Source organism: Flavobacterium sp. PLA-DH12 (assembly GCF_059511845.1).
This window is the reverse complement of sequence record NZ_JCAMPD010000007.1, coordinates 152,314-176,787: the sequence shown is the minus strand read 5'-3', so window position 1 is coordinate 176,787 and position 24,474 is coordinate 152,314. Positions and strand designations below refer to the sequence as shown.

Here is a 24,474-nt window from a genome sequence, read left to right as displayed (position 1 = left end):
TTCAAATATAATGCCAATAAAAAATTGATCCTTTAATTATCTAGACACCAAACATAAAAAAATCCCCTATTCGAGGGGATTCTTTTTTTATTTTTCTCTGATGTAAATATCGATCGGAACTCCTGCAAAATCCCATTTCTCTCGAATTTTATTTTCTAAATATCTTTTATACGGTTCTTTTACATATTGAGGCATATTAGCAAAAAATACAAACTGAGGTGTTTGCGTTGGCAATTGCATACAATATTTAATCTTTACATATTTTCCTTTTGTTGCTGGTGGCGGATACGCTTCAATTACTTTCAACATATACTCGTTGAATTTTGAAGTTGCAATTCTTTGTTTTCTGTTTTCGTAAACTTGAACTGTTGCTTCCAATGCTTTTAATAAACGTTGTTTCGTTAAAGCAGAAACGAATAAAATTGGCACATCTGTAAAAGGCATCAATTCTTTTTTGATTTTCTCTTCGTAATCACGCGTAGACATGGTGTCTTTTTCTACTAAGTCCCATTTGTTTACCAAGATTACAACACCTTTACGGTTTTTCTCTGCCAACCAAAAAATACTTTGATCCTGGCCTTCAAATCCACGTGTTGCATCAATGACTAAGATACAGATATCAGCGTGTTCAATTGCACGTACAGAACGCATTACAGAATAAAACTCTAAATCTTCTTTTACTTTTGCTTTACGACGAATTCCTGCAGTGTCAACCAAATTAAATTCGAAACCAAAACGGTCAAATTTTGTATCAATAGCATCACGAGTTGTTCCTGCAATATCGGTTACAATATAACGGTCTTTACCAATTAAGGCGTTGATAAAACTAGATTTTCCTGCGTTCGGACGTCCTACAACTGCAAAACGTGGTAAATCTTCTTTAACCTCAACCTCTGGTTTTTCTGGGAAAGCCTCGATTAAAGCATCTAATAAATCTCCTGTTCCGCTTCCTGAAATACTTGCAAATGTGAAATAATCTCCTAAACCAAGATTATAAAACTCAACTGCATCTTTTTCACGCATTGCATTATCTACTTTGTTTACAGCCAATAAAACTGGTTTTGTTACTTTACGAAGCAATTTTGCAACAGTTTCATCCATTGGCGTAATTCCTTCTTCAACATCAACCACAAAAATAATAACATCGGCTTCGTCGATAGCAAGTTCTACTTGTTTACGGATTTCGCCTTCAAATACGTCATCGCTTCCGCGTACGTATCCACCGGTATCAATGACAGAAAACTCTTTTCCGTTCCACTCGCTTTTACCATAGTTTCTATCACGGGTAACCCCAGATACTGAATCTACAATAGCTTCTCTTCTTTGTATCAGCCTATTAAAAAGGGTAGATTTCCCCACATTAGGTCTTCCTACTATCGCAACAATGTTATTACTCATTTTATTGAATTTTAGATTTTAGACTTTAGATCTCAGATTCTTAGCTTCTTAAAAACCTAATCACTTGTAATCCAAAATGCCTTATTTAAATTTTTTGCAAAGGTAGTTAAAAAAAGTTGCTGAGACGCTAAGTTTCTTAGTACCTAAGTTTTTATTATTTTCTGTTTCAAGTTTCAGGTTTCAAGTGCCAAGTTTTATACCTGTCGTTTAACTTGAAACCTGAAACTTGAAACAATTATAAACTATTGATTATATCCGAAACGTTTCAGCATATTAGCATTACTTCTCCAGTTTTTGTTCACTTTTACGTAAAGTTCGATGTGAATTTGTTTTCCAAAGAATTTCTCTAAATCAGCACGGGCATCGGTTCCTACTTTTTTCAACGCTGCACCTTTATGTCCAATGATGATTCCTTTTTGTGTATCGCGTTCAACCATAATTACTGAGCGGATTCGGATAATAGAATCGGTTTCATGAAATTCTTCTGTTACGATTTCAACTGCATACGGAATCTCTTTTGCATAATTCAATAAGATTTTCTCACGAATGGTTTCGTTCACAAAGAAACGCTCTGGCTTGTCTGTTAATTGGTCTTTTGGATAATAAGGTGGTGATTCTGGCAATAATTCGATAATCCTTCCGAAGACCTCAGGAACGTTGAAGTTCTGCAATGCCGAAATTGGAAAAATTTCTGCATTTGGCACTTTCTCTTTCCAGAAAGTAACTTGCTGTTCTAATTGTTCTTGGTTTGAATTGTCAATTTTATTTAAAAGTAATAAAACCGGAATCTTAGCATGAATGATTTTCTTGAAGAAGTCTTCGTCTTTCAGGTCCTGCTCGCCTATTTCGACCATGTAGATTAAAATGTCAGCATCTTCAAAAGCCGATTTTACGAAGTTCATCATCGATTCCTGCATTTCATACGCTGGCTTGATGATTCCAGGAGTATCAGACAAAACCAATTGAAAGTCTTCTCCGTTTACAATTCCAAGAATTCTATGACGTGTAGTTTGTGCTTTTGATGTAATGATCGACAATCGTTCTCCAACGAAAGCGTTCATCAATGTTGATTTTCCAACATTTGGATTTCCGATAATATTTACGAAACCTGCTTTATGTGACATTTTTTGCTTTATTTATTTTGCAAAGGTAGTCATATCAACTCAATACAGAAAATAAAACATTTTTTAAAGTTTTCGTTGGATTTCTCAAAAATCGGCGTATCTTTGCACCCGAAACATCGCGGGATAGAGCAGTAGGCAGCTCGTCGGGCTCATAACCCGAAGGTCACAGGTTCGAGTCCTGTTCCCGCTACACAGACAAAAAGCTTCAGAGAAATCTGGAGCTTTTTTTTGTTTAAATACGATCTTTAATAGAAATAAGTAATTTTTGATTTAGATTGCCAGTGCGAAGTCAGGAGACATTCGCACTGCATTTCATTAGAACTCTTCGGAGAGCAGGGGTTTTATTTTTTAATATTCAAATTTCCTTTTACTCTAATGAAACTTACTCTTTCTTTCGTTTTCAAATTAATTGCATAAATAGTATCCGGAGTAATTTTTACAATTTTTTTATTGCCTCCCATAAAACTTAAAATCGAATCTTTTGTTATACTCCATTTATTATCATTTTGAATGTCAGTAAACAATCGTCTTTCATTTTTTTCTTTATTAAAAGAATATTTTAAAACATTCCCCTGTTTGTCAAAACTGAAAGTAAATCCGTAATACTCAGCTCTATCTCTAGGCCATTCATAATTCCAATATTGGATAGAATCTTTACAGATTAAATATTCTAATTCTTTTTGCTTATTTGTACAACCAATCGAGATAAGTAGGCTTAAAATAATTACCTTTTTCATGTTTCTGTATATTTATATTTATTCTTCTGGAAAAGTTAAAGTCTTCAAATGAATAGGATGAGACCCATCTGGTAATTGAACGCTGATACCATTCCCATCAAATTTTGATAAAAGCTGAACTCCATTTTTAGCATTAAGTTTATTAAATTTACCTACTTGAGTTTTAAAATCCTCAAAACTTATCTCTTCTTTCAAATAGGCATTATACATTCTGTTTGCAAAACCTGTAGCTACTGTATATTTATTATCATCGCTTGTGCTATTAAAATCGTCTGTTTGTGACTGCCCTAAATATACATTTGCATGTCTCACAAAGGTGTAATTATTACGGTTTGTTTCTCCCTTGTGCCCAAAATCAGGATTACCTTCATGATCAAGCATACTTCCTAAATCTCTGTAATCATCATATGTTCCTTTCCTTAATTGCTTAGTATTTGTCCAAATGGTATTTGCCCTGTTAGTATATGCACCTGTATTTTCCTCATCCATATTTCTAACTCCATAATACCCTCCGTAACATCTTAAAGAAGCTTCTTTAGCTATTATTCTAGATACCGCATATCTAGTGCCTTTTTTAGTATAGTCAAGTCCTGATAAATACCTTAAGCCGTGTTTTGTTTGTATCATAATTTTAGTGCCTACACCTGTATCTCTAATCAATCTGCCTGAGGCACTATAAATTCTATCCATTCCATCAGGATCTACAAAAGCAATAGGATTATTACCACAATATATATATGAGCTTTCATGCGGATATTTTTCCATTTTTGGATCTGTAGTTAACCAAAGCGAAGTCTTCATATCCAAATATCTAGCCCCATAGTAAGAAAGATTAGTCTCTCTATCCAGCTCCTTCCCATTAAACAAATAAGGCGAAGAAAAACTAGACGAATGCTCCTCAAACAAAACCTCCCCAAAAGCAATATACTCCACATGCTGGCTAATGCTTCCGTTTTTGGTTGTAATATACGAAGTACTTCCTAAATGATCAGAAAAATAATAAGTCTAACTATAAAACACAAAAAACCTCGCAACTTGCGAGGTTCTATTTTTGCTATTCTTTATCGATTATCTTTGCGCCTCACGAAAGGATTCGTGCGGGAGCGAGGGAAAGGCGGATATATCCGCGTGATCGTTTTTTTTTCTAAATTTATTCTTTAAATAAATTTCTATATTTTAAACAATCCTTCTTTAGATAAATTATTTTATCAGAATTAAAATTAGAGTAACAATATTTATTACACCTAAAATCAAACTTTGCAACACCAATCATTTTATTTTTTTTATAAAAGATTAAAATATCTTGGTAACAATTTAAACATTTATAATCTGGATAATATTTTCCCGGATTTTGATTTGTAAAAAAATCATCTATCTTTTCTGAGAAGTTATTACTAATTTCAATTTTTACAAATCCAAAATGCGATAGGTTTTCATAAGTAGTTTTAGCTTTTTTTTCCACAAAATCAGAATAATAAATATCAAATTTTTTAGTTCCATCTGGTGGACCAGGAATATTATAATGATCACTATGATAATATTCTACTTTGTCATAAAAAGAGTTTTGTTTTTTATCTTTAACACAACTAAGAAAGATTAAACTTATTAGAATAGAAGAAATTTTCATTTGAATATTAATTTATTTACTATCGATTATATTTTTTACGTCTTTACTATTTGGCTTCCAATTCCATGGAAATGATTTAATTACTTTACCATTTTTATAGACATTCCAAGAACCTTTATTTTTAGTACCATTAGATGCTGTACCCATATATTCTCCTTTTTCATCATATAGTACATTTCCAGTAGCCCCCACGGTAATTAAACCTGTATTTTTATTTTCCTTAGAAAGTGTTTCTGCTATTGAATTCTCTCCGTAAGCACTTCTGCATCCGTGAAGTATTAATATTTCATCTTTTTTAGATAAAAAATCACTTTTAACATTATTACTTGCAAGCCAATTTTTTAAATCTTCAGTATTCCGAATAGCAAAATGTTTTTGTTCTTTTTCGTAAAAAATTGATAAATAAGAAAATCCTTTAGAGTTTTTATCTCCATCAGTATACCATCCGTGAGAATAAATATGTGTTGTATTTTTCTCCTGTTTTTGATTTAATGCATTTTTATATATTGAAGCATTCGTTCTTATATGAGATTGTTCTGTTATTCTGTCAACTCCTCGTAACAAAGGATCTATCTTAGTATTTTTGTTAGCATTAAAAATAGTTCCATTATTTGTAACTTCAGTTTGTTTCCCATTTGGGTCAATGTATTTGATTGGATTTTGATAGCAGTAGATGTAAGAGCTTAGATTTCCACTATAAAAAACCCCTCCATTATGTTGTCCATCAAAATAAAATTCTTCTTCAAATATAGGATTATATAAAGCCAGCGGATCAACATTCAACCACAAACTTGTCTTCGCGTCATAATACCTAGCCCCATAATAACTTAAATTCGTTTCCCTATCCAGCTCCTTCCCATTAAACAAATAAGGCGAAGAAAAACTAGACGAATGCTCCTCAAACAAAACCTCCCCAAAAGCAATATACTCCACATGCTGGCTAATGCTTCCGTTTTTGGTTGTAATATACGAAGTACTTCCTTAATGATCCGGATGGAAATAGAAAATATCATTTTCTGGCATTCCTGTTCCGGTAAAACCTTCCCCAGATTTTACGGTTTCTGGTTCTATAGGTGGGCCAAATTGTACTGGCGGTCCAGGAACATCACCGGGTGCATTGAAAACTGGATTTCTCGGCCAGCCTGCTGGAGGTTCTTGGTTTTCTTCTACGGGTTTAATGACCTCGCTTGGGTACTGTAATTTTAAGGCTCATTAAAAGCAAAAAAACAAAAGAGACGACCAACGGGTCGTCTCAATTTTATGTAAATTTCACTAACGTTTAATTCTTTATCAGCTATTTACAGTACTTTTTTATAAAAACACCTAATCTGAAACATTACCCGAAGTATAATTATTTACTCCGTTAAAATGCTTTTAACTTAAAAATAAATTATTTATCTAAATTTAAATTAAAAATTTTCGCAGCTTGTTCAATTTCATCATCTAAGGAATCATCAATTTTTAATGAAAATAAAATCCATTTATCATTTGGCTTGTACAGCTTAAAAATAAATCTAATTGGTTGCCTATCATATTTAAGCATGTAGGAGTACAAAATAAAGCTATCTGATAGTTGTTTTTTTACTATTAACTCGTTTCCATAATATTTCCCTACATAATCAACAGTAAGCTTATTAACTTCATTTTTCATTTCTTCAATCCCATCGGTCATCCTCATTGTCCAAGTATTTGTATTGTAAATTTTTTCCACTGCCCTAGATGGACTTTTTGAATACTCAGCAAAAAAATTTTTGATAATTTCATCTGATGACACTTGTGAATATGTCAATTTACAGAAAAAAAATGTCGTAATTATTAATATTCTTTTCATTGTTAATATTTAATTTTTATAAAATTTTATTACTATTCTCTATAAGCAAATCATAATCGGGTTTAGTAACATTTTTTAAAACTAACTTATAAAAAGGATCTAATGAATTTTTAGGTTTTACTACAATTGTTAATTCACCATTTGCATAAGTACTTATCGAATCTATATAAAACATACCGGATTCAGCTTCAATCTCTCTTTTAATATAAAAGGGTCCTTCATATATACCTATGAAATTACTAAAATACATATAGATAACTTGATCGTCAAAAAAAAACCTCACAAAAGATATCTGATTATTACGTTCTATAAAACCTTTTGTTGTGTAGCAACTGACTCTGATTTTTTTTGTATTCGATAACAAATTTACGTTACTGATACCTTTCGGATTAACCAATTTGATTGCAGCCCAATAACCTAAAAAAGGAAGCGAAACAAGGAGCGCCGTTTTAAAAAAATCAACAATCTTCTTATTAAAATCTATTCCCCATAAATCCAAAGAGCCTAATATAAATATTAGAATAAATGCTCCCAAAATACAACACAAAGCTAATTTATTAGCTTGTTTAGACAACTTTATCATTTATTAAATGTTTTAACTACTTTTTCTGTGATTTTTACGATCGGTATCTCTACCAAAACTCCAAGTTTTGCTCCAATTTCGAGACCCAACATTTCAGTGCCCTTTATTACCAAATTTCCTTTTTTAGCATCAAAATATATTCCAACGTTTGCTGCAGCACCTACACATTCAATACACCCTCCTTTAGTTGTTGCCATTTTAAAACCAAAATAAGTTACTCCAGAATTCACTTCTCCTTTAAATGCTCCTGCTTCAGCACCTCCTCCAAAATTAAATCCATATTTCCCCGTCTCTCCTGTTAATATACCATTATCTGCAGTTGCTTCAGCATATAAAACAGAGCCTTCCGCATTATAGAAAATATTAAAGTCTTCAGTGCCTAATCTATTTTTCGTTTCCCCGTGAATCCCTCTAGCTTTTGCAGAAAGTGACTTAGAATATCGACCGCTTACATTTTTACCTTCAACATTAAATAATTTCACATTACTTTTAGTGGAAAAATTCTTTTTTTCTTTATTATAGCCAATAGTAACACCCGAAAAACCTTTTGAATCAGAATTCACGTAATCCCCATGTCTTCTATAAAAACCATCCTGTTTAGATAGATCAAAATCTTTTTTCTTACTCGGTGGATCAATACTATCTTCTCCTTCTAAACCTGTTGGATCAGTAAAACGAACTGGGTTATTAAAATTGAATACATAAGTACCATAAGCTGGCATTTTCTCCGCCAAAGGATCAATATTCAACCATAAACTAGTCTTCGCGTCATAATACCTCGCTCCATAATAACTCAAATTAGTCTCCCTATCCAACTCCTTACCATTAAATAAATAAGGAGAACTAAACGAAGAACTATGCTCCTCAAACAAAACCTCTCCATAAGCAATGTATTCCACGTGCTGCGAAATAGAGCCATTTTTGTTGGTAATATACGAAGTACTTCCCAAATGATCAGGATGGAAATAGAAAATATCATTTTCTGGCATTCCTGTTCCGGTAAAACCTTCTCCTCCTTTTACAGTTTCAGGTTCTACTGGCGGTCCAAATTGTACCGGCGGTCCTGGCACATCGCCTGGTGCATTAAAAATTGGATTTCTTGGCCAACCTGCAGGCGGTTCTTGGTTTTCTTCTACAGGTTTTAGTACTTCACTTGGGTACGGGTCGCCTGTAAATTCTGGCGTTGCATAGATACCCTGTTGGGTTGGCGGTCCAGGAGGCACTCCTAAACTTTTCACATAGATATCTAATGCTTTTTGCTGTTCTGCTGTAAGCTTGCCGTAATTAACGCCTCCTGCTGTTATTTTTAAAGGCTGTGCAAAAGCTCCGTTGCCCAGTTTACTCACGATACGTCCTGCTCCTTCAAAATAGTGCTTGGTAAATTTCCCTTTGCTTATTACAAAATATGGCGAAACATAACCTGTGTAATCATCTGTATGAACAATGGTTGCGGCTGTTTCACCGTTTATGGCTACATTCTGCGAGTCGCCTGAACTTTTTATTACTCTTTCTCCTCCTGCATCATAAGTATATTGGTGAATTCTTCCGTTATCGTTAATTCCCATTAAACGGTTTTCTTCGTCCCAAGTCATTTTTCTGAAATTCTTTTCTTCGGTATAGCTTGTCGGGTTTCCGTTTCCATCATACACATATTCTCTTGGCTGTACTTTTCCTGCTTCTGCAATTTTGTTCGGTGCGTTAGGGTGCAGTTCGTTGTCGTAATTATAATCTAATACATATCCTTTTTGCTCATTATTTACAATATGCACCAAATCTTTCTTAATAATATTATGCATTTTGTTATAGCTCATATTCAGCTCATAACTCGCTTTGGTAAACTCGCCTTGATAAACTGCTTTAGCAGATTTTAAACGGTAAAAATCATCGTACTGGTATTCGTGCGAAGCAGTTCCTCCCAAAGTATTATTAACGATTGGCGCTGTATTTTTTATACTCAATACATTTCCGACCAAATCATAACCGTAGGCATTATTCATAACCTGTCTTGAACCGCTTTTTACCTGCAGCTGCTGTAATCTGCGCATAACAGGATCGTAAGTATAATTGGTTTCGGTGTCGTTTCCGTATTTTAAATATTTGCGCTGTTCAAATTCATCATAACTCAATTGTTTGATGTAATCGTAGGTATGGCTTTCTTTTTTACCCTGCATGCTTTGCAAGTTTCCTGCGCGGTTATAGGTATATTCTACCACTTCGCCATCTGGATATATCATTTTCTGGATTCTGTTCCAAGTATCATATTCGTATTGAGAAATATAAGTCTGTATATCTGTAGGCGTAATACGGAGGGTTCGAATTTCTTTTTCCACCTCTCCTAGTTTACCATAGAAAAATTCCTGACCACCGCTGGCATCTTGTACAAACCACAATCTGCCTCGGCGAGATGGTGTGCCGTCTGCTTTACCATAATTGTACTGCACGTTGTTCTGCGGGTTTTTAGGATATTTAATACTCTCTAAACGGTTGTAATTGTACACGTATTGTATAGCGCCACCATTAGGAACTGTATTTTTAATGTCTTGTGTAATACGAGTAGTCAAATTACCCGCTAAATCATATTCCATTTTCGTTGTTCCAGCATCTGGATGCGTAAATTCGATGCGTCTTCCGAGCCAATCGTACGTACTTTTGGTGATATGATCCATGGCATCGGTAACTTTGATCATTTCGCCTAATGCATTAGTATCAAATTTCGTTGTCAAATCGTTTTGCATACTGGCTACATTCTGTCCTGTAGCATCGGTATACGTTGTATTGGTTTTGTTTAATGCGTCGGTTTGTGTAGTTTTTAATACTGGAAGACCATCATAACTTTCCAAAGCGAAAACTGTAGTATTGGAACTTCCGTCTGGCAAGGTTACTTTTATGGGGCGGTTTACCTCATCATAGTCTGTTTTCGTTGGTGCAACAGTAGAAACTGCCGTACTGAAATTATTGTCTAAAGTTGTACTTGTGGTCGGGTAATAACTGGTTATAGCTCTTCCTAATCCATCATAAATTACTTTTCCAGAAATAATATGCGCTTCTTGATCGGCGCTTCCTGCAGCGGTAAATAAACTGGCAGTTTTTTTAACCTGCAAAGCTCTTCCTAATCCGTCTGTATAAGTATAAGTCTCAATATCTTTATCCAATTCTGGATCGTAATTTCTGGTTTTGGCATACGGCACTTTGGCTTCTGGGAAGTACTCATAAGCAATCGTATACGGTTTACCCGAAGCAATTTCATAAGGCGCACGAATCGTTGCAATACGGCCTTTTGTATCCAAAGTATAATCTGTACTTTGATCGTTACGGTCTGTTGTTTTAACTGGTACTCCAAAACGGTAATTGTATTCCATTTTGTTTTGATAACCAAAAGCATCTTTAATCTCCGTCATGTACTGATGATTTTCTGCATCGTATACATATTCTAAAGTCATACGCTGGTCTTTGTGATTTGAAGGACCTGTAATTTTCTGCAAGTTTCCGTATGCATCGTATGCGATATCGGTAATCGCAATTTTATCTGCTGAAGCGTAATTTTTAATCTGCGTCACTTCGGCAGTTGTTGTATTAATCGTTGTCGCTCTTTTTCGGCGCAGACCATCGGTTGTAAATACTTCTAATTGTTTTGGAATACCGCCAAAATAAGGCGTTGTACTTTCGTAATAACTGATTTTTGCGCTTACTTTATCAGCCGCGGCACCGTTGCCTAAATCTTCGTATTGAATAATGTTTCCGTTAGCATCATACGTATTAAAAGTATTCGTTTCCAGATAATCGCTACCGCCTTCATAGACTTTCTGATTGGCATGAATTAATCCAACAAAAATACGTTTGGCATCGCAAGAAGGTAAATTCAATTCTGAAACGGGAACGCTCGCCTGTGTTGCCACATCTATAAAACTATATTCATTTTCAGACTCTTGGCGTATTTTTCCGTTTTTGTCTAACGTATAACTGTGTTTCAACAGATTTTTTCTGAAATAATCCTGATTGTAAAATTCCTGAACAGTCGTCATAAAAACCGAATTGTCTACCGCATCAATCTGCTCTTGAATTACTTTTCCGAAACCGTAAAACTCTCTTTCACGACGATCCTGATAACCGTCTTCGTATCTGAATTTGGCAATAGAATGATCAATTCCGTCACCAGTATGTCCGTCAAAAACATCAACACTTTGTAAAACCCATTTTGCTGAAGGGTTTTCGTAGCTTGGTTTTAGTAATTCGTAATCTACCGTATAACTGTTTCCCGCGCCATTTGTAACGCTTTTTAGTTTGTTGGTTCTTTTGATGTTGGACAATTGTGCTGTTAAATGACCATCATCTTTAGAAACTACATAATCTAAATTTCCATCGCCGTCGATATCCATAAAAGTACCTTCAGAACGGTTGGTACTCCAGCCTTTACTTCCTCCTATTGTTGGTGTAATACGTAAGAACCAAGCAATTATATCCAATGATACATTTGCATTTAATCCATAACTCACGCCTTTATTCTGACTCATTTCTGGAAATCTAGGATACACAACCGGCGCATCAAACGAGTTTCCTAAGTTTAAAGAAACCAACATAGTGCTGCCTACATATCTAATCTTATCTGCAAGTCCGTCACCATTAATATCCATAAAAGATTCATCACTATCCGACTGTGATCTGGCATAATTGGCTCCACCAGAAATTGATCCCTGTTTAATGCTGTATCCTAAACCTGCACTCCAATCTGTAGAGTTTCCTTTGTTGATACTCGCTAAGTTCCATTTTTCTGCTGGCAAAAAGCCGTAACCTGTATTTAAAAACACATCTCCAGATTCTGTTATTTTATCTGGCAGTCCATCGCCATTAATATCACTATGAATCAGTACAGAACGGTCCTCACCTTTACCCTGTGAAGCACTCACAGAAATGCTGTTTCCTCCTTTTTCAGCTTCTTTTGAGGCCGTTTCTTTTGCAGAATCTCCTTTTACTTTCGATTTTGCCACCGTAACACTCATAGAATTGGATGGCGCACCGTGACTGTAGCTTCCACCAAAATTAGGTCCTTCAGAGCTTGTTCTAGAATGACTGAAATTATCTCCAATATTTACGATTTGGTCCGAAACTTTTCCGACAGGCGCTGTCAATTGTATATTTCCTCCACGAATATAATCTGGAAAACGGTCACCATTAAAATCGCTCATGGTCTGGGTCATATACGAATCTCCGTCAATCGATTTACTGTATCCAAAACTTGCTGAACCTCCTGCAGAAACTCCCCCAGAAATACTTTTACTTTTACTTTCGCTGATCATATCTAAAGCAGAAGTGCTTCCTCCCTGCAAATTCGGAAGAGTAAAATCGGTATAATCAGCAATATCATCTTCTCCTAATCTCGATGTCCCGATGGTTTGTCCTTTAATGTAAATTCCTTCTTCTAGACCTTCCCATTTGTATTTACTATAAGACGGATTTAATGATACAAAATAACTATCAGCAATTTCATAACCTTTTCCATCATAATTATCAGGATCTGTATTGTTTAAATCTGGTTCTGTATTGTAAGCATCTGACTGTTTTAAAAGCGTTTGATCAATAGTATTGGAAGCTAAATTTCCGTTAATCACAAATCCGCCCCATTGACGATGGTACAAACCGAAAGTTCTTTCATCAGCGTTTAAAAGACTATAAATGGCAAAATCATCTGTTGCAGTATTTGAAATTACATCATCTGTTAAATCGGCTATATCCTTTAAATCGGTAATCTGAACTTGAATATTTAAGGCATTGGTTTTTGGATAGTTTTTAATAATGGTCACAGACTGCGCATTAGAAACCGTCATTTCCAATTGAATTGGAGTTCCTAAAACAGCATCAGGATAGTTGACCGCATTATCAAAGGTATTATTCACTAAAACCATGGTTCCTGCTGTGATTCTGTAACGATTGCGTGCCAATAAAACATTATTTTGTTTAGCCGAAATAATTACATCTCCATTATAATTATTAATATTTCCAGGATATTGGAAAGGTGTCGCCAACACTAAATCCTGTGGCAATATGCTCAGTTTTACTTTTCCGTTTACTGTTGAAGTTATTCCTGGAATATTATAATTTCCTTCTCTTTTATTGTATAAAGTATGTGAAACTTCCATAGGAACTTCTTCTGCAACACCACCTGCATAAGCTGGCACTGTAACCGTTGGAGCAAAAGAAATAGTTTGCCAATTGATGTTGGTTTCGGTTTGAAGAGCCAAACTAATCTGTGTTTCGGCTTCAAATGCAGGAAGATTTACTGACGCTAAATTAAATGATGCTACTTCATTTGCTAAAAAAGTCTTTTCAAAAACAACTACAGCTGGATTGGTTTGATCCAAATAGTTTTTCGTAATAACCAATTTAATATGATCTGATGTTACTGGTTTGTTTAAAATTCCTTTTAATACAACGTTGCCAGCAGTAGCAATTGTTTTTCCTGCAACAGAACTGCTGAAAAAATCTGCATTTGCATTATATGAAGCCAAAGAATACTCATTGACATCTTTTAAAGTGGCAGGAATTATAAAATCGGTCTCCGTCACATTTCCACTTAAACCGCGGTCAAAATGTTTTACTTGCGAATAAGTGACAACAGGATTCCAATTTACAGCATCAAAATTTCCATCCTTTACCGAACTTACTCTAAAGTATAGTCGTTCTCCTTTTTCTACTGCAATTCCAGTATTTTGTTTCGTTTTAATAGCATAATCTTTTGGACCGATCGCCTCATTCCATAGCAATTGGTTTCCTTTTTGAAAATACAAATGAACACCGTCTGCTTTATCATTTCCTGCATTATTTACGTATGCTGCACGAGCTTTTATTCCATCAGGAGTGGTATCTTCAATTAATTGGTATTGATGCGAAACAGACACTATTCCTTTTACAGGCGCTTCCCACATACGCACCACATCATGAAGTGGATTCTGTTTTTCGATTTCTTCTGCAGAAATCGTAGTAAAACCTGGAATTGTTATATCTCCTCCTCCAAAAACGGGCGAAGGTGTTCCTGTACTGCTATTTCTAAAAGTTGGTACTCCATTCTCCAATCGGTTATAATATACTTGTCCGTTTTTAACAAAATCTACCAAACCGTCTCCATTAAAATCCATAAAATACGCTTTAGTTTTATTGGTAGATCTTTGCTGATCGTAACCAATATTTCCATATTTCAGATTTAAGTCGACACCCCAATTGAATGAAGTTGATTTTGAAAATCCAACTTCACTAATATTAATTTCTTGTAGTTCACCAAAACCTAATTGTCCAGAACCAGCCAAATTTTTTCGGTAATAAACCCCATTTTTATTCTTGAAAACTTTGTCTGGTAATCCGTCACCATCTAAATCTTCTAGACTTACTGCTGTATCAGATGATCCCCAACTGTTTCCTCCGTGACCTCCAACCGTAAAGCCTTTCAAACTTCCTGCATTAGTTGCCAAACCAATTCCAAGACGGTAGCTTACGCCATTTGTAGCTCCTTCTGAACTGCTGACTAAAGAGTGTTTTCCTGAAAAAAGCACATCGCTGAAAGCTGGAATCGAGCTATTTTTTAAATTATCATTTGGAACATTCCAAACTTGTTCTGCTCCAAACGGACTGTATTTTCCTGATGCGTCACGAACATCATCAAAGTAATCTAATTTATTCGTATAAAACAGTTTAGACTCTGAATCGTATTCTGAAATGGACTCTAGCAAAGTCTTTTTGAAAGCACCTTCTTTAAATTTCAATTCGTAACTGCGAACCAAGTCATTTTTGTAACGGACTTCTATTTTTCGTAATAATTGATTGTTCAGCTGTTTAAAACCTAATCTGGCCGAAACCTGAACATCTGCTCGGTTTGCTTCACCAAGATCTGAGTTTTTTACGAAAGTGACACTGTAATTTCCTTTTTGCGATCCAGAACCAGTATAATATACTTTTTTAAGATACAATTCGCCATCGCGTTTGTCGTATTCGTACTCCACTGTATTCCCTTTTAAATCGACTTGAAGACAAAGTGCCCAATGTCCGATATTTCCATTTGCGTCCTGTAAAACACCATTAGCAGATAATCCAGATGGTGTTCCGCCATAATAACTCGCAACACCACTCTTATCTTTTACAACCCAATAATAGTTTTTAGGAGATGATCCTTTACGGATAATCTGCTGAAAAGCACCTTCTCTTCTTGGATAAAACTGCTTATCAGCAGTTCTGGCAATCCATTCTGCTCTATGTGAGTTCGGAATCAAAGCTTCTCCTGCAACAGCATAACTTTCTGTTTCATTAACTGCATCATATCTTGGTGCACCCCAGCGTGTTTCAATACTTACTGCCGGCGCCGAAATATCCCAGCCCATTCCTGCCCAGCTGTGTCCGCCATCACTATCATACTGTAAGTTAAAAGACGGTTGCATACCTCCTCGCCCATTCGGAATAACGATGGAAAAACCTGTACTCATGGTTCCTCTTCCGTTTGCCGAAGGCGGTGCAATAGATTGGATTCCTACCAAGGGACTGGCCGCTTTTAGATCTTTAATGCTTGTTGGCGTGTAACCCGAAGTTTCAGGCGATTCGGGCATTTTGATAATTCCCGCAATAAAATCTGTGAAATGGGTTGTTTTGGCCTTAATAATTCCTTGTTTGATGTCAAGAGAATCTTTGGTTACTTCCTGCCAAAGACGTTTGTTCTCGTCAAAATAAAATACATTGATGTCTTTTTCTGTATAACCTTCGGGAATTGTTTTTTTATCGTAAGGAAGTGAAAGTGTTACGGCTTTCTCAAAAATAGTTCCGTGTGGCAGTAAACGAAAACCTGCATTTACAGCGGTCACATTTACCATTGCCGAGTTTAATGGCGCAATATCAATTTTACGTAAACCGCTTACCGATACTTTTACATTATTTTTTAAAGCTCCGGCAGGAAAAACAGCCAAGAAATCTTTATATTCTAAAGCATTAGCTGTTTCAAAATTGATGATTTTTGAAACACGTTCTTTTGCACTCTCAATTGGTCTGAAACTTTCTACATTAGAAAATTGCTTTACTTTTATTTCTTCATTTAGAATAACTCCCGAAGCAGTTTCCTTTAAAACTGAGAAAGATTCTCCGATCTTTTCAGCATCCAAAACCAATTCAAATTCCGGCTGAGTGACATCTACCGTAATTCCGGCAATAGTCATTTTTTTTAACTGAGAAGGAAAATTAGTTCCTTTGATATATAATTTATCAGCTGCTTTTAAAAGCGTAAAATTGGAATTCTGATTTCCGTTTTTATATACTATTCGTACATTTTTAATTTTGTATCCATTCGCAGTTCCTTCAGGCGCTGTAAACAAAAGCACGTTATCTCCTTTTCGCAATGATTTTTCAGATAATAATTCAGACTGACTAGTCCATGCTTTGTTATAAGACAAAAATTGCCCGCCAATACTGGGCTGGTTATTTAAACTTCTGGAAATTGAGGCTGCTTGATCGTAACCGAATAATTCGTATTCTAAATAAGCGTTTTCATTTTGTGCGGGAAGTTCATCTACTTTTAAATGAAAAACATTATCGTAGGCATCATCAATATCCTCAGGATTATCAACACCAATTATACCTTCTTTAATATCAGCTGCGAATAACTTTGTGGTTTTATTTTCATTTTTTTGAACAACCGTAGAATCAGAGACTGAAACTCCCTTTTCTTCCACTGTGTTTTCAGAAAACAGAGAAGCTATTTTATATTCGCTGATATTAGCGGCAAACAAAAATGCTCCTATTAAAAATACCAATACTATAATTCTATTTTTCATAAGTAGATTAAATCGATTTGAGGCAATCGGTTTATATTATTGAATTTGACAAATACTTTCTTTGTCTAATTATTTCACAATTACTTTAAAAGTCTTATTTCCAAAATCTGAACTCACATTAACCAAATACATTCCTGACGGTTCTTTTATATTATCTTCATGCAGGTAAGTTTCAATCTGATTGTATTTTTTCTCTTTTAAAAGTGATCCCGTCAAAGAATAAATACGAATCGTTGCGTCGGTCTTTTTAGGAAACTGCATCGCAATTGCAAACTTTCCGTCTCGAGTTGGATTCGGATATAAAATCAAGATACTAGAATCTGTAATTTCTTTTCCATCTGTCGCTACAGCAATCATTTTAGACGTTTTACATTCCTGCCCGTTTATTAATCGAAGCTCATAATTACCAGGCTGATCGATTAATATCTTCGGATTGTCATCTATAAAATTCCCTTCATAAAACCATTGGTATTGATAATTTCCAGACGGCAGAGCTGCACTGGCATCCAAAAGAAGCGCATTTCCATCTGTCAGCAGATAATCTGATTTTAGATTAGGAAAAGTTCCTTCCTTATCTGCCACAAATACGGTTTCTGAATACAGATTTCCTTTTTTATCTTTTACGATATAATCATAAGTTCCTGATGAAAGCTGCACGCCGGTCTGACTTTTTGCAGCTTGACTCCATTGTTTTACAACTGCTTCACTGCCTTCCTTTTTAACTGTAACCGTAAAAGGAGCTTCTCCACCTTCAATGGTATAATTTAATTCGCCAGATCCTGAAACGCCACAAAGTGCTTCGGTTATCCAAACTCTGCTGAACATTTGCGGGGCTACTTTTAAGGTAAATTTTGCTGTCCCAGATTTCTGTTTATTCCAGTCAAAATCTTTTAAAACCAATTTTTCTGTGCTGGAAGTACTTCCTAAACGAATGTATTCTGAATCGTTTTCATCATAAGTTCCCTTTCCAGAATAATCAACTAAAAGCCAGTAATAAGTGTCTTTTGGCAGTGTTCCTTTTATAAAAGCAGGATTAAATGTCCAGTCTAAACTAAGATCACTTGGGTTCGCATAATCCAGCTGCCATTCTCTAGAAACTCCGATTGGTTCTCCTTGCTCTTGCTTTTTAACTAAGAGATTCTTTCCGTTATCGCTCCAAAAAGCAAAATAATCATTAGGAATCTTGTCCGATTTACTTTTTACTTCAAACGTCATCATTCCTTCTTCTATCATATTGCTGCTTTTGGTTTGCAGCAAACCGCTCGCGTCGTCACGTCCGACTGCGGTAATTGACGACGTAAATCCTTTGTGTTTTTCTGCATCCCAGATCTTTTCTCCTTTACTGTTTAAATAGTTTTTATTGTCAAACTGAGAAAGTGAAATTCCGTATTTAATGGCTAAATAACTCGCCGCTTTCTGCGTTTCTAAACCAGATAAAACGCGGTTGTAAATCAAGATTTCGCTTATGCTTCCTTTAAAATCTTCTGGCGGCAATTTCTCCATTTTTGATTTCTGGCCAATAGTTAATGAAGACAGTTTTGCAACGCTATCAGTTACATTCTGCTGAAAAAAATGAATATTGGCTTTATGAGGCTTTATCTTTTCCTGATAAGACTGGTAAGAATATTTTTTTAAGTCAACCAAACGTTTGTTTGTCGCAGCCGAAATTATTTTTTGAGGATCATTAATCGTCCATAAAAATTGTTCTTTCAGACTGTCCTTTACTTTGTATACCATAAAAAGTGTCTGGCGCCTTTTACTATCTGAGCCAAGAGGCACAATTAAAGAATCCTGATCCGTATCAATAACAATACTGGGATTAAAATTAAAAGCAGCGCCATTGTATTTCTTTACAGGCACCTTTGCTTCTTTATTGTTTACGAGACTTTCCCAATAGTAACTCTCTCCCGTATTTCTGGATTTAATCCAAAAAAAAGGTTCTGAAACTGCTCCTGGAACTATTTTTTCCTGCGAAAAGACAGCATTCACAATTAGAAATGCTGTTAAGTTTACCAATAAAAAAATCCTTTTATTCATATTCTAAAGTGATTTTTATGATGATGTTTTTTTTAGAAATTTCCTAAATCATCAAAGTCAAATGAATAACCAATAATTAGTGAAATACTATTGATTTTATTTTTGTTTTCGTTGTAACGATGTCCATTTTCTTCGGTCATTAAAGCATCTGTAAGCCCCAAAGAGTATCTTGCTCCAATAGAAAGATTATTGCCAAATTCATATCCTGCAGATAAAACTCCGTAGAAATAATTTTTACCCGTCAAAGATTCTTTCAATACTTTCTGAACATTGGCATCTGGCTCAAAATAAACACCAGAATCTGCAAATAATTCCTGTGCGTTTGAAGAGTATTTTATATTATCACTCGCAATATTAAATCCTACATAAGGCCCAACGCCAATATAAAATCCTTCGACAGGATAATATTTAAACTGCGCTCCGACATTGATATAACTATAACCAAAAGTCATTTTATATTTGAGTCCTTTTACATCTTCGTAATTCAAATCGGTTCCCTGACCTGAATAGGAGATTTCGGTCTGAATAGCAACTTTTGCATAAGGATATTTCCAATTAATAAACAAACCGCCCATTCCTCCAAACTTGCCTTCTTCTTTTAAAGTATAACCTTCATAAATACCTTTCGGCACTATCACATCTGGAAGATTGGACATTTTAGAATAGATTCCGCCGCCAAAAAGACCATACGTAATTTCTCGATCACCCTGCGCCAATAAAGATTTTGTGCTTACTAATAAAAGAAGCAAAATAATTTTTTTCATTTTTTTATAAATTACCATTCGTGAAAACTGTAGCCTAACGAAAAACAAAAGACACTGCTTTTATTTTGATTTTCGATAAACTGAAAAGATGATGCATTACTCTTAATCATGTCCTTTACGCCTAGATAATAGCGAAAGTCAAAGTGTATGCTTTTATGAAGTTCATAGCCTAATGCAAAACACAACGAAAAATCATCGTCTCCATCAAGACCATCTTTATAAAACTGTCTCGTGGCAACATCGTACATACCACCTGCTTCATTAGAATTATATGTTATATCGTTGGGAGATAAATTGATACCATAAAAAGCACCGGCACCAAAATTTAAACCTTCATAAGGATAAACTTTATATAAAGCACCGATTTGCAGAAAAGCATAATTTAATCCGAGTTCGAATTCTTTTCCAACGGCATCTTTGTAAGTCACTTTTTCTCCTGACTGTCTAAATAAGATTTCCGGCTGAATGGCAACTCGTGTATCATGAAGTTTAAAATTTAAAAAGAAACCGCCTTCTAAGCCAAATTTTCCCTTACTTTCCATAACACTGTTATCAAAAGTATTATCTCTCCCTTTTATGCTCTCTGGAAGATTACTGAAGGTGGAGTGCAGAACACCAAATTTTAATCCGTAGGTAATGTTAGTTTCGTTTTGACTGTAGATTGGGGCACTAAAAAAAAAACTAAAAATTATTAAGTGTAATATTACTTTCATTAGCAAAAATTTCTGCGAATATATGTATTAATTTTAGCTTACAATTAAAAAAATCCGATAAAAGGCACAAAAAATCCGATTATATACCTAATTGCAGGTAATTTTTGTTTTCAGGATTACTTAGACATTTGCTTGAGTGTCACAAATAAATTGTATTACATTTACTATAAATTTTTAAATCCTAACAGCTCGGCGAGCTCATATCCGCCGCCGCGGACACAGGTTTGAGTCCTGTTCCCGCTACAAGGTAAAAGCTTCAGAGAAATCTGGAGCTTTTTTTGTTTATATACCTTTCTCATTCTCTTCGCGAGCACAGATTGCAAATCTCAACTATCGTCGTCTACATATTGGAGCGATCGGGTTTTAATTACAGAAAATTAAATAACTTCGCTTTAAACAAAATTAACATGAAAATTATCTGTATCACATTATTGCTTCTCATATTTTTGGGTTGCAAAAAAAATGTAATAGAAAAAGAAATGAATGCAATGAACGAAATGAATTTCGTTCCAACCAAAAGCATGAAAATAAAAAATTTATTACCCTTTAAAAACCACGATGTTTGTATTGGTTCTTATATCTTAAAAAATGACTCAATTATCTCACAATATGAAATTGAATCAAAGTACTCATTAATAGTCATAAAACTTAAAAATATTTCTCAGAATTTCACATTCAATAATCATCAATCAACTAATTATTCAACACCAGGTTATTTTTCTACAATTAATGAAGGTTTATTCGAAGTTAATTTGAGTCCGGAAGTATTTAAAGATGACTATAAAATTAATCGCATAGATTTTTTTTCAGATAATGAGATAAATTACCAAATAAATAATGACACTATAAAAAGCTTTAATCTAAATTTCAGTAACTATGTCATCAAATTTAACAATAAAGATTCAAAAGTAATATATAGCAAAATAGAATATTATGGATTAAAAAACATAAATGCTAACATAGTATTTTATCATAATGAAGATAAACAATATATCTTCATCATGACACCTCTGAAGAAAAACGCTCCTATAGATAAAAATAAATTGTACGATCATCTTTTTGGAAATAATTTATTAAAATAAAATATCTAAATTGGATTTAAGTTTTTTAAATCATCTTTAAAATGGTTCGAAAATTGTCCCGTTAGGCTACAGAGACAAAAGCTTCAGAGAAATCTGGAGCTTTTCTTTTTTAGTCTTTATTAGATTAAATCTAAATCCTTTGTGGTGCTTTTATGAGGTGGATTTTATGCTTTTGGAGATGGTTTCATTATTCTAGATTTCTCCAACCTGAAACATTTCCAGATTTTAATTGAAGTACGATAAATAAAAGTATTACTCCTGATAATCCCAAAAAAGACACAATTATTCCTATTCCAACATATAAATTAAGCAGAAAAGTTAAAACACTAATTGTTAGAGTTCCCCAAAATGCCCATTTTTTCCATTTAAAAAGGAAAAATGTAAAAAGCAAATCTAGAATCGTGAAGACAACATAACAGTAATTTATTTTTTCGGCAAGATCAATTAAATCATTATCTGGATTTGAATCTAAAATTGTTTTCAAAGTATAGAAATCGGCTATTAGAAATAGTGAAAGCAAAATTGTAACTATTATATTCCTTTTTTTAGAATTTTCTATATCGCTTTTATTTGTATTGATCATCATTTGTTTCTGTTTTTTTCTGCTTGCACATAACTTATTATATGTGCGATAACTTTCACAAAATATTTATTTTCAAATATATAATTTCCCCACCACAAACTGCCAAAAGGACTGTAATTAAATTTATGCTTTTTGGTACTAAATGAGGAGCCTCTTCCCGCTACTAAGAAAAACACCATTTGTTTTTTTGTTTATAGCATTTTGCGACAGCGAGTAAATACAACCTTCAGAAATATTTTTTTCCTATCTTCCCAAAATAAAATTTTCTAAAATGAGCCATCAGTTTTCAATAAAAAAATCATTTTTATTCTGCTTCATTGTACTAACAAGCTATTTTCTAGTTTCTTTCCATATAAAAAACAAAGAACAGACCACTTCTTATAAAGCAAAAAAAGTACTGATTTTTTCTAAAACCAATGGCTTCAGACATGAAAGCGTTCCTGCCGGAATTGCAGCGATAAAAAAACTGGGACAGGAAAATCATTTTATTGTAGACGCTACCGAAGATTCTCTGGCAATTAATTCAAAAAACTTAAAGCAATACCAAGCCGTTATATTTTTAAGTGCCTCAGGTAATGTTTTAGACAAAAATCAAAAATTGGCTTTGCAAAAATTCATAGAAAATGGAAATGGTTTTGTTGGTATTCATTCGGCTACCAACTGCGAACCAGATTGGTCTTGGTACACGCAAATGATTGGCGGAATTTTTGAAGGGCATCCTGAACCACAGAATGCTAAACTTATAATTGTAGACCATGAACATTTGTCTACAAAACATCTTCCTGCAATTTGGGAACGAAAAGACGAATGGTACAATTTTAAATATCTAAATCCAAACGTAAATGTGCTTATAAAAATTGATGAGTCTTCATACAAAGGTGGCAAACATGGCGCTAATCATCCCCTGGCATGGTATCATGACTATGATGGCGGAAGAGTATTTTACACTGCTTTAGGCCACAGCTCTGAAAGTTACAATGATCCTCTTTTTGTACAGCATTTGTTGGGGGGAATTACTTACGCTATAGGCAAATAAAAAGATGAAATGATGATAAGACTTGAAAAATAAATCATTTACAAAAATATATTAATTCACATCATCCGATATTAAAACAAAAGCTTCAGATTTCTCTGAAGCTTTTTTATTTTATTTTTTCCACAGGTTTTATTAAATTATATTTCAGGCATCACATTTTCGAACACATATTTTTCCCATTGCTCTTTACTAAAAACTACATTGCCACATTTTACATTTTCAACCTCTGAAACTAAAACGATTTGTTTTATTTTATCCATAAAATCTACTAGTTTTTTCTCAATAAAGTCAAACCTAACCGTTTTAAACTCATCAGAATTGTTGATTATACAAATTTTCGCGCCTAGACCTGAGCCCTGCTCTTTAACAGGACGAATTGACCAATCACTATAATTGTCTGAACAAACTTGATCAATATCTACTGGATTACAGAAATAGTCAATATAAGATGCTTCTATTCCTTCTGCTGCTAATTTATCAATCCAAAAAGTAGAATTCGGCAGATTCTTAGATTTATACTTAAAATCAAAAACATCCTCTGATAACTTTGGTTCTAGTATTTTTACTTCGACTTCATCTAGTATAATTGTAAAATTTTTATAATCAATTATTGCACTAAAATCCTGCCACCAATTTTCGATTTTAACAGCATATTTATTTTCAATTGGTATGATTGCAAAAGTATCTGAACCACTAATTTTTGAAGAAAAATCTTCATTGGAGATATCTTCTCTTGTTATTTTGTGTCTACTTTCTTGTTCACACCAATTATTTTGAACTGAATAAATTCTACTAATTTGTTCAAGCTTAAATGATATTTTATGAAATAAATATTTTTCGAAAGCAAATTTCCCGCTTGTCTCTTTATAGTCTAATGAAATTTTTATACCTGTTTCCGTAAACTCAATTTTCAGTTTTGAATATTCAAAGTAATTTTTAGTATGCAACCATTCATGAAAACTGTTATTATCCATAGCAATATTTAATTTTTGTTTGAGTTTATAGCTAGCTTATTTTTTTCAAATGTATAACTTTTGCACTACTAACCTTCAAAAGCACTTTAAATTTTATCGATGCTTTTTGCCACTTATATGAATGCATCTCGCTACTAAGTCAAGCTTCAAATTTCCCTCATTTTTTTTGCAACTCAATAATTCAA

16 protein-coding genes and 1 tRNA gene are annotated in these 24,474 nt (G+C 34.1%); 3 read left to right on the top strand and 14 right to left on the bottom strand.

Annotated elements, in window-relative coordinates; all coding sequences use genetic code 11:
- Positions 1 to 87 precede the first annotated feature (87 nt).
- Both der and era read right to left on the bottom strand, forming a co-directional pair.
- Positions 88 to 1,398: a ribosome biogenesis GTPase Der gene (gene der, locus AC5ZCW_RS15275; protein ID WP_496120737.1), complete on the bottom strand. Its 1,311-nt coding sequence runs from the start codon at positions 1,396 to 1,398 to the stop codon at positions 88 to 90.
- A gap of 242 nt (positions 1,399 to 1,640) precedes the next feature.
- Entirely contained in the window at positions 1,641 to 2,522 is an 882-nt protein-coding gene (gene era, locus AC5ZCW_RS15270; RefSeq protein WP_177210694.1) for a GTPase Era, read from the bottom strand.
- Positions 2,523 to 2,639: 117 nt separating this feature from the next.
- On the opposite strand from era, the gene AC5ZCW_RS15265 reads away from it, so the two are divergent.
- Positions 2,640 to 2,712 (top strand) — tRNA-Met (locus AC5ZCW_RS15265).
- Positions 2,713 to 2,863: 151 nt separating this feature from the next.
- Here AC5ZCW_RS15265 and AC5ZCW_RS15260 read toward each other — a convergent pair.
- From AC5ZCW_RS15260 to AC5ZCW_RS15215, 10 genes are all read right to left on the bottom strand, one after another.
- Positions 2,864 to 3,259, bottom strand: a complete 396-nt coding sequence (locus tag AC5ZCW_RS15260) for a hypothetical protein (RefSeq protein WP_496120736.1) — start codon at positions 3,257 to 3,259, stop codon at positions 2,864 to 2,866.
- Positions 3,260 to 3,277: 18 nt separating this feature from the next.
- Positions 3,278 to 4,192, bottom strand: a complete 915-nt coding sequence (locus tag AC5ZCW_RS15255) for an RHS repeat-associated core domain-containing protein (protein ID WP_281631307.1) — start codon at positions 4,190 to 4,192, stop codon at positions 3,278 to 3,280.
- A gap of 217 nt (positions 4,193 to 4,409) precedes the next feature.
- Entirely contained in the window at positions 4,410 to 4,886 is a 477-nt protein-coding gene (locus tag AC5ZCW_RS15250; RefSeq protein WP_281631306.1) for a hypothetical protein, read from the bottom strand.
- Between the two features lie 12 nt (positions 4,887 to 4,898).
- Complete coding sequence (locus AC5ZCW_RS15245; RefSeq protein WP_496120735.1) at positions 4,899 to 5,819, bottom strand: RHS repeat domain-containing protein; 921 nt, start codon at positions 5,817 to 5,819, stop codon at positions 4,899 to 4,901.
- 457 nt (positions 5,820 to 6,276) lie between these two features.
- Positions 6,277 to 6,717 carry a hypothetical protein gene (locus tag AC5ZCW_RS15240; RefSeq protein WP_109192007.1) on the bottom strand — a complete coding sequence of 147 codons (441 nt, stop codon included), beginning with the start codon at positions 6,715 to 6,717 and terminating at the stop codon, positions 6,277 to 6,279.
- 16 nt (positions 6,718 to 6,733) lie between these two features.
- Positions 6,734 to 7,300 carry a hypothetical protein gene (locus tag AC5ZCW_RS15235; protein ID WP_343542815.1) on the bottom strand — a complete coding sequence of 189 codons (567 nt, stop codon included), beginning with the start codon at positions 7,298 to 7,300 and terminating at the stop codon, positions 6,734 to 6,736.
- Positions 7,297 to 17,100: a SpvB/TcaC N-terminal domain-containing protein gene (locus AC5ZCW_RS15230; RefSeq protein WP_496120734.1), complete on the bottom strand. Its 9,804-nt coding sequence runs from the start codon at positions 17,098 to 17,100 to the stop codon at positions 7,297 to 7,299. Before AC5ZCW_RS15230 ends, AC5ZCW_RS15235 begins: the two co-directional genes overlap by 4 nt.
- 69 nt (positions 17,101 to 17,169) lie before the next feature.
- Complete coding sequence (locus AC5ZCW_RS15225; RefSeq protein WP_496120733.1) at positions 17,170 to 19,137, bottom strand: T9SS type A sorting domain-containing protein; 1,968 nt, start codon at positions 19,135 to 19,137, stop codon at positions 17,170 to 17,172.
- A gap of 32 nt (positions 19,138 to 19,169) precedes the next feature.
- The gene (locus AC5ZCW_RS15220; RefSeq protein WP_496120732.1) at positions 19,170 to 19,901 is read right to left on the bottom strand and encodes a porin family protein; all 732 of its coding nucleotides are present in this window, start codon (positions 19,899 to 19,901) and stop codon (positions 19,170 to 19,172) included.
- Between the two features lie 11 nt (positions 19,902 to 19,912).
- Positions 19,913 to 20,614, bottom strand: a complete 702-nt coding sequence (locus AC5ZCW_RS15215; RefSeq protein WP_343542820.1) for an outer membrane beta-barrel protein — start codon at positions 20,612 to 20,614, stop codon at positions 19,913 to 19,915.
- Between the two features lie 407 nt (positions 20,615 to 21,021).
- Between AC5ZCW_RS15215 and AC5ZCW_RS15210 the strand changes: the two genes are divergently transcribed.
- Positions 21,022 to 21,696: a hypothetical protein gene (locus tag AC5ZCW_RS15210; RefSeq protein WP_343542821.1), complete on the top strand. Its 675-nt coding sequence runs from the start codon at positions 21,022 to 21,024 to the stop codon at positions 21,694 to 21,696.
- A gap of 187 nt (positions 21,697 to 21,883) precedes the next feature.
- On the opposite strand, the gene AC5ZCW_RS15205 is transcribed toward AC5ZCW_RS15210, so the two are convergent.
- Positions 21,884 to 22,282, bottom strand: coding sequence for a hypothetical protein (locus AC5ZCW_RS15205; protein WP_496120731.1), 399 nt, complete (start codon positions 22,280 to 22,282; stop codon positions 21,884 to 21,886).
- Positions 22,283 to 22,550: 268 nt separating this feature from the next.
- Here AC5ZCW_RS15205 and AC5ZCW_RS15200 point away from each other — a divergent pair, with 268 nt between their 5' ends.
- The gene (locus AC5ZCW_RS15200) at positions 22,551 to 23,315 is read left to right on the top strand and encodes a ThuA domain-containing protein (protein WP_496120730.1); all 765 of its coding nucleotides are present in this window, start codon (positions 22,551 to 22,553) and stop codon (positions 23,313 to 23,315) included.
- Positions 23,316 to 23,452: 137 nt separating this feature from the next.
- Here the strand turns inward: AC5ZCW_RS15200 and AC5ZCW_RS15195 are convergent, their stop codons facing one another.
- Positions 23,453 to 24,289, bottom strand: a complete 837-nt coding sequence (locus tag AC5ZCW_RS15195; protein WP_496120729.1) for a hypothetical protein — start codon at positions 24,287 to 24,289, stop codon at positions 23,453 to 23,455.
- Between the last annotated feature and the right edge of the window lie 185 nt (positions 24,290 to 24,474).

Excerpts from the sequence above, each read along its gene's own strand:
- AC5ZCW_RS15235 (WP_343542815.1), bottom strand. The coding sequence starts at position 7,300 with ATGATAAAGTTGTCTAAACAAGCTAATAAATTAGCTTTGTGTTGTATT.
- era (WP_177210694.1), bottom strand. The coding sequence starts at position 2,522 with ATGTCACATAAAGCAGGTTTCGTAAATATTATCGGAAATCCAAATGTT.
- AC5ZCW_RS15250 (WP_281631306.1), bottom strand. The coding sequence starts at position 4,886 with ATGAAAATTTCTTCTATTCTAATAAGTTTAATCTTTCTTAGTTGTGTT.
- AC5ZCW_RS15230 (WP_496120734.1), bottom strand. The coding sequence starts at position 17,100 with ATGAAAAATAGAATTATAGTATTGGTATTTTTAATAGGAGCATTTTTG.
- AC5ZCW_RS15195 (WP_496120729.1), bottom strand. The coding sequence starts at position 24,289 with ATGGATAATAACAGTTTTCATGAATGGTTGCATACTAAAAATTACTTT.
- AC5ZCW_RS15205 (WP_496120731.1), bottom strand. The coding sequence starts at position 22,282 with ATGATGATCAATACAAATAAAAGCGATATAGAAAATTCTAAAAAAAGG.
- AC5ZCW_RS15200 (WP_496120730.1), top strand. The coding sequence starts at position 22,551 with ATGAGCCATCAGTTTTCAATAAAAAAATCATTTTTATTCTGCTTCATT.
- AC5ZCW_RS15225 (WP_496120733.1), bottom strand. The coding sequence starts at position 19,137 with ATGAATAAAAGGATTTTTTTATTGGTAAACTTAACAGCATTTCTAATT.
- AC5ZCW_RS15220 (WP_496120732.1), bottom strand. The coding sequence starts at position 19,901 with ATGAAAAAAATTATTTTGCTTCTTTTATTAGTAAGCACAAAATCTTTA.
- AC5ZCW_RS15240 (WP_109192007.1), bottom strand. The coding sequence starts at position 6,717 with ATGAAAAGAATATTAATAATTACGACATTTTTTTTCTGTAAATTGACA.
- AC5ZCW_RS15210 (WP_343542821.1), top strand. The coding sequence starts at position 21,022 with ATGAAAATTATCTGTATCACATTATTGCTTCTCATATTTTTGGGTTGC.
- AC5ZCW_RS15215 (WP_343542820.1), bottom strand. The coding sequence starts at position 20,614 with ATGAAAGTAATATTACACTTAATAATTTTTAGTTTTTTTTTTAGTGCC.
- AC5ZCW_RS15260 (WP_496120736.1), bottom strand. The coding sequence starts at position 3,259 with ATGAAAAAGGTAATTATTTTAAGCCTACTTATCTCGATTGGTTGTACA.
- der (WP_496120737.1), bottom strand. The coding sequence starts at position 1,398 with ATGAGTAATAACATTGTTGCGATAGTAGGAAGACCTAATGTGGGGAAA.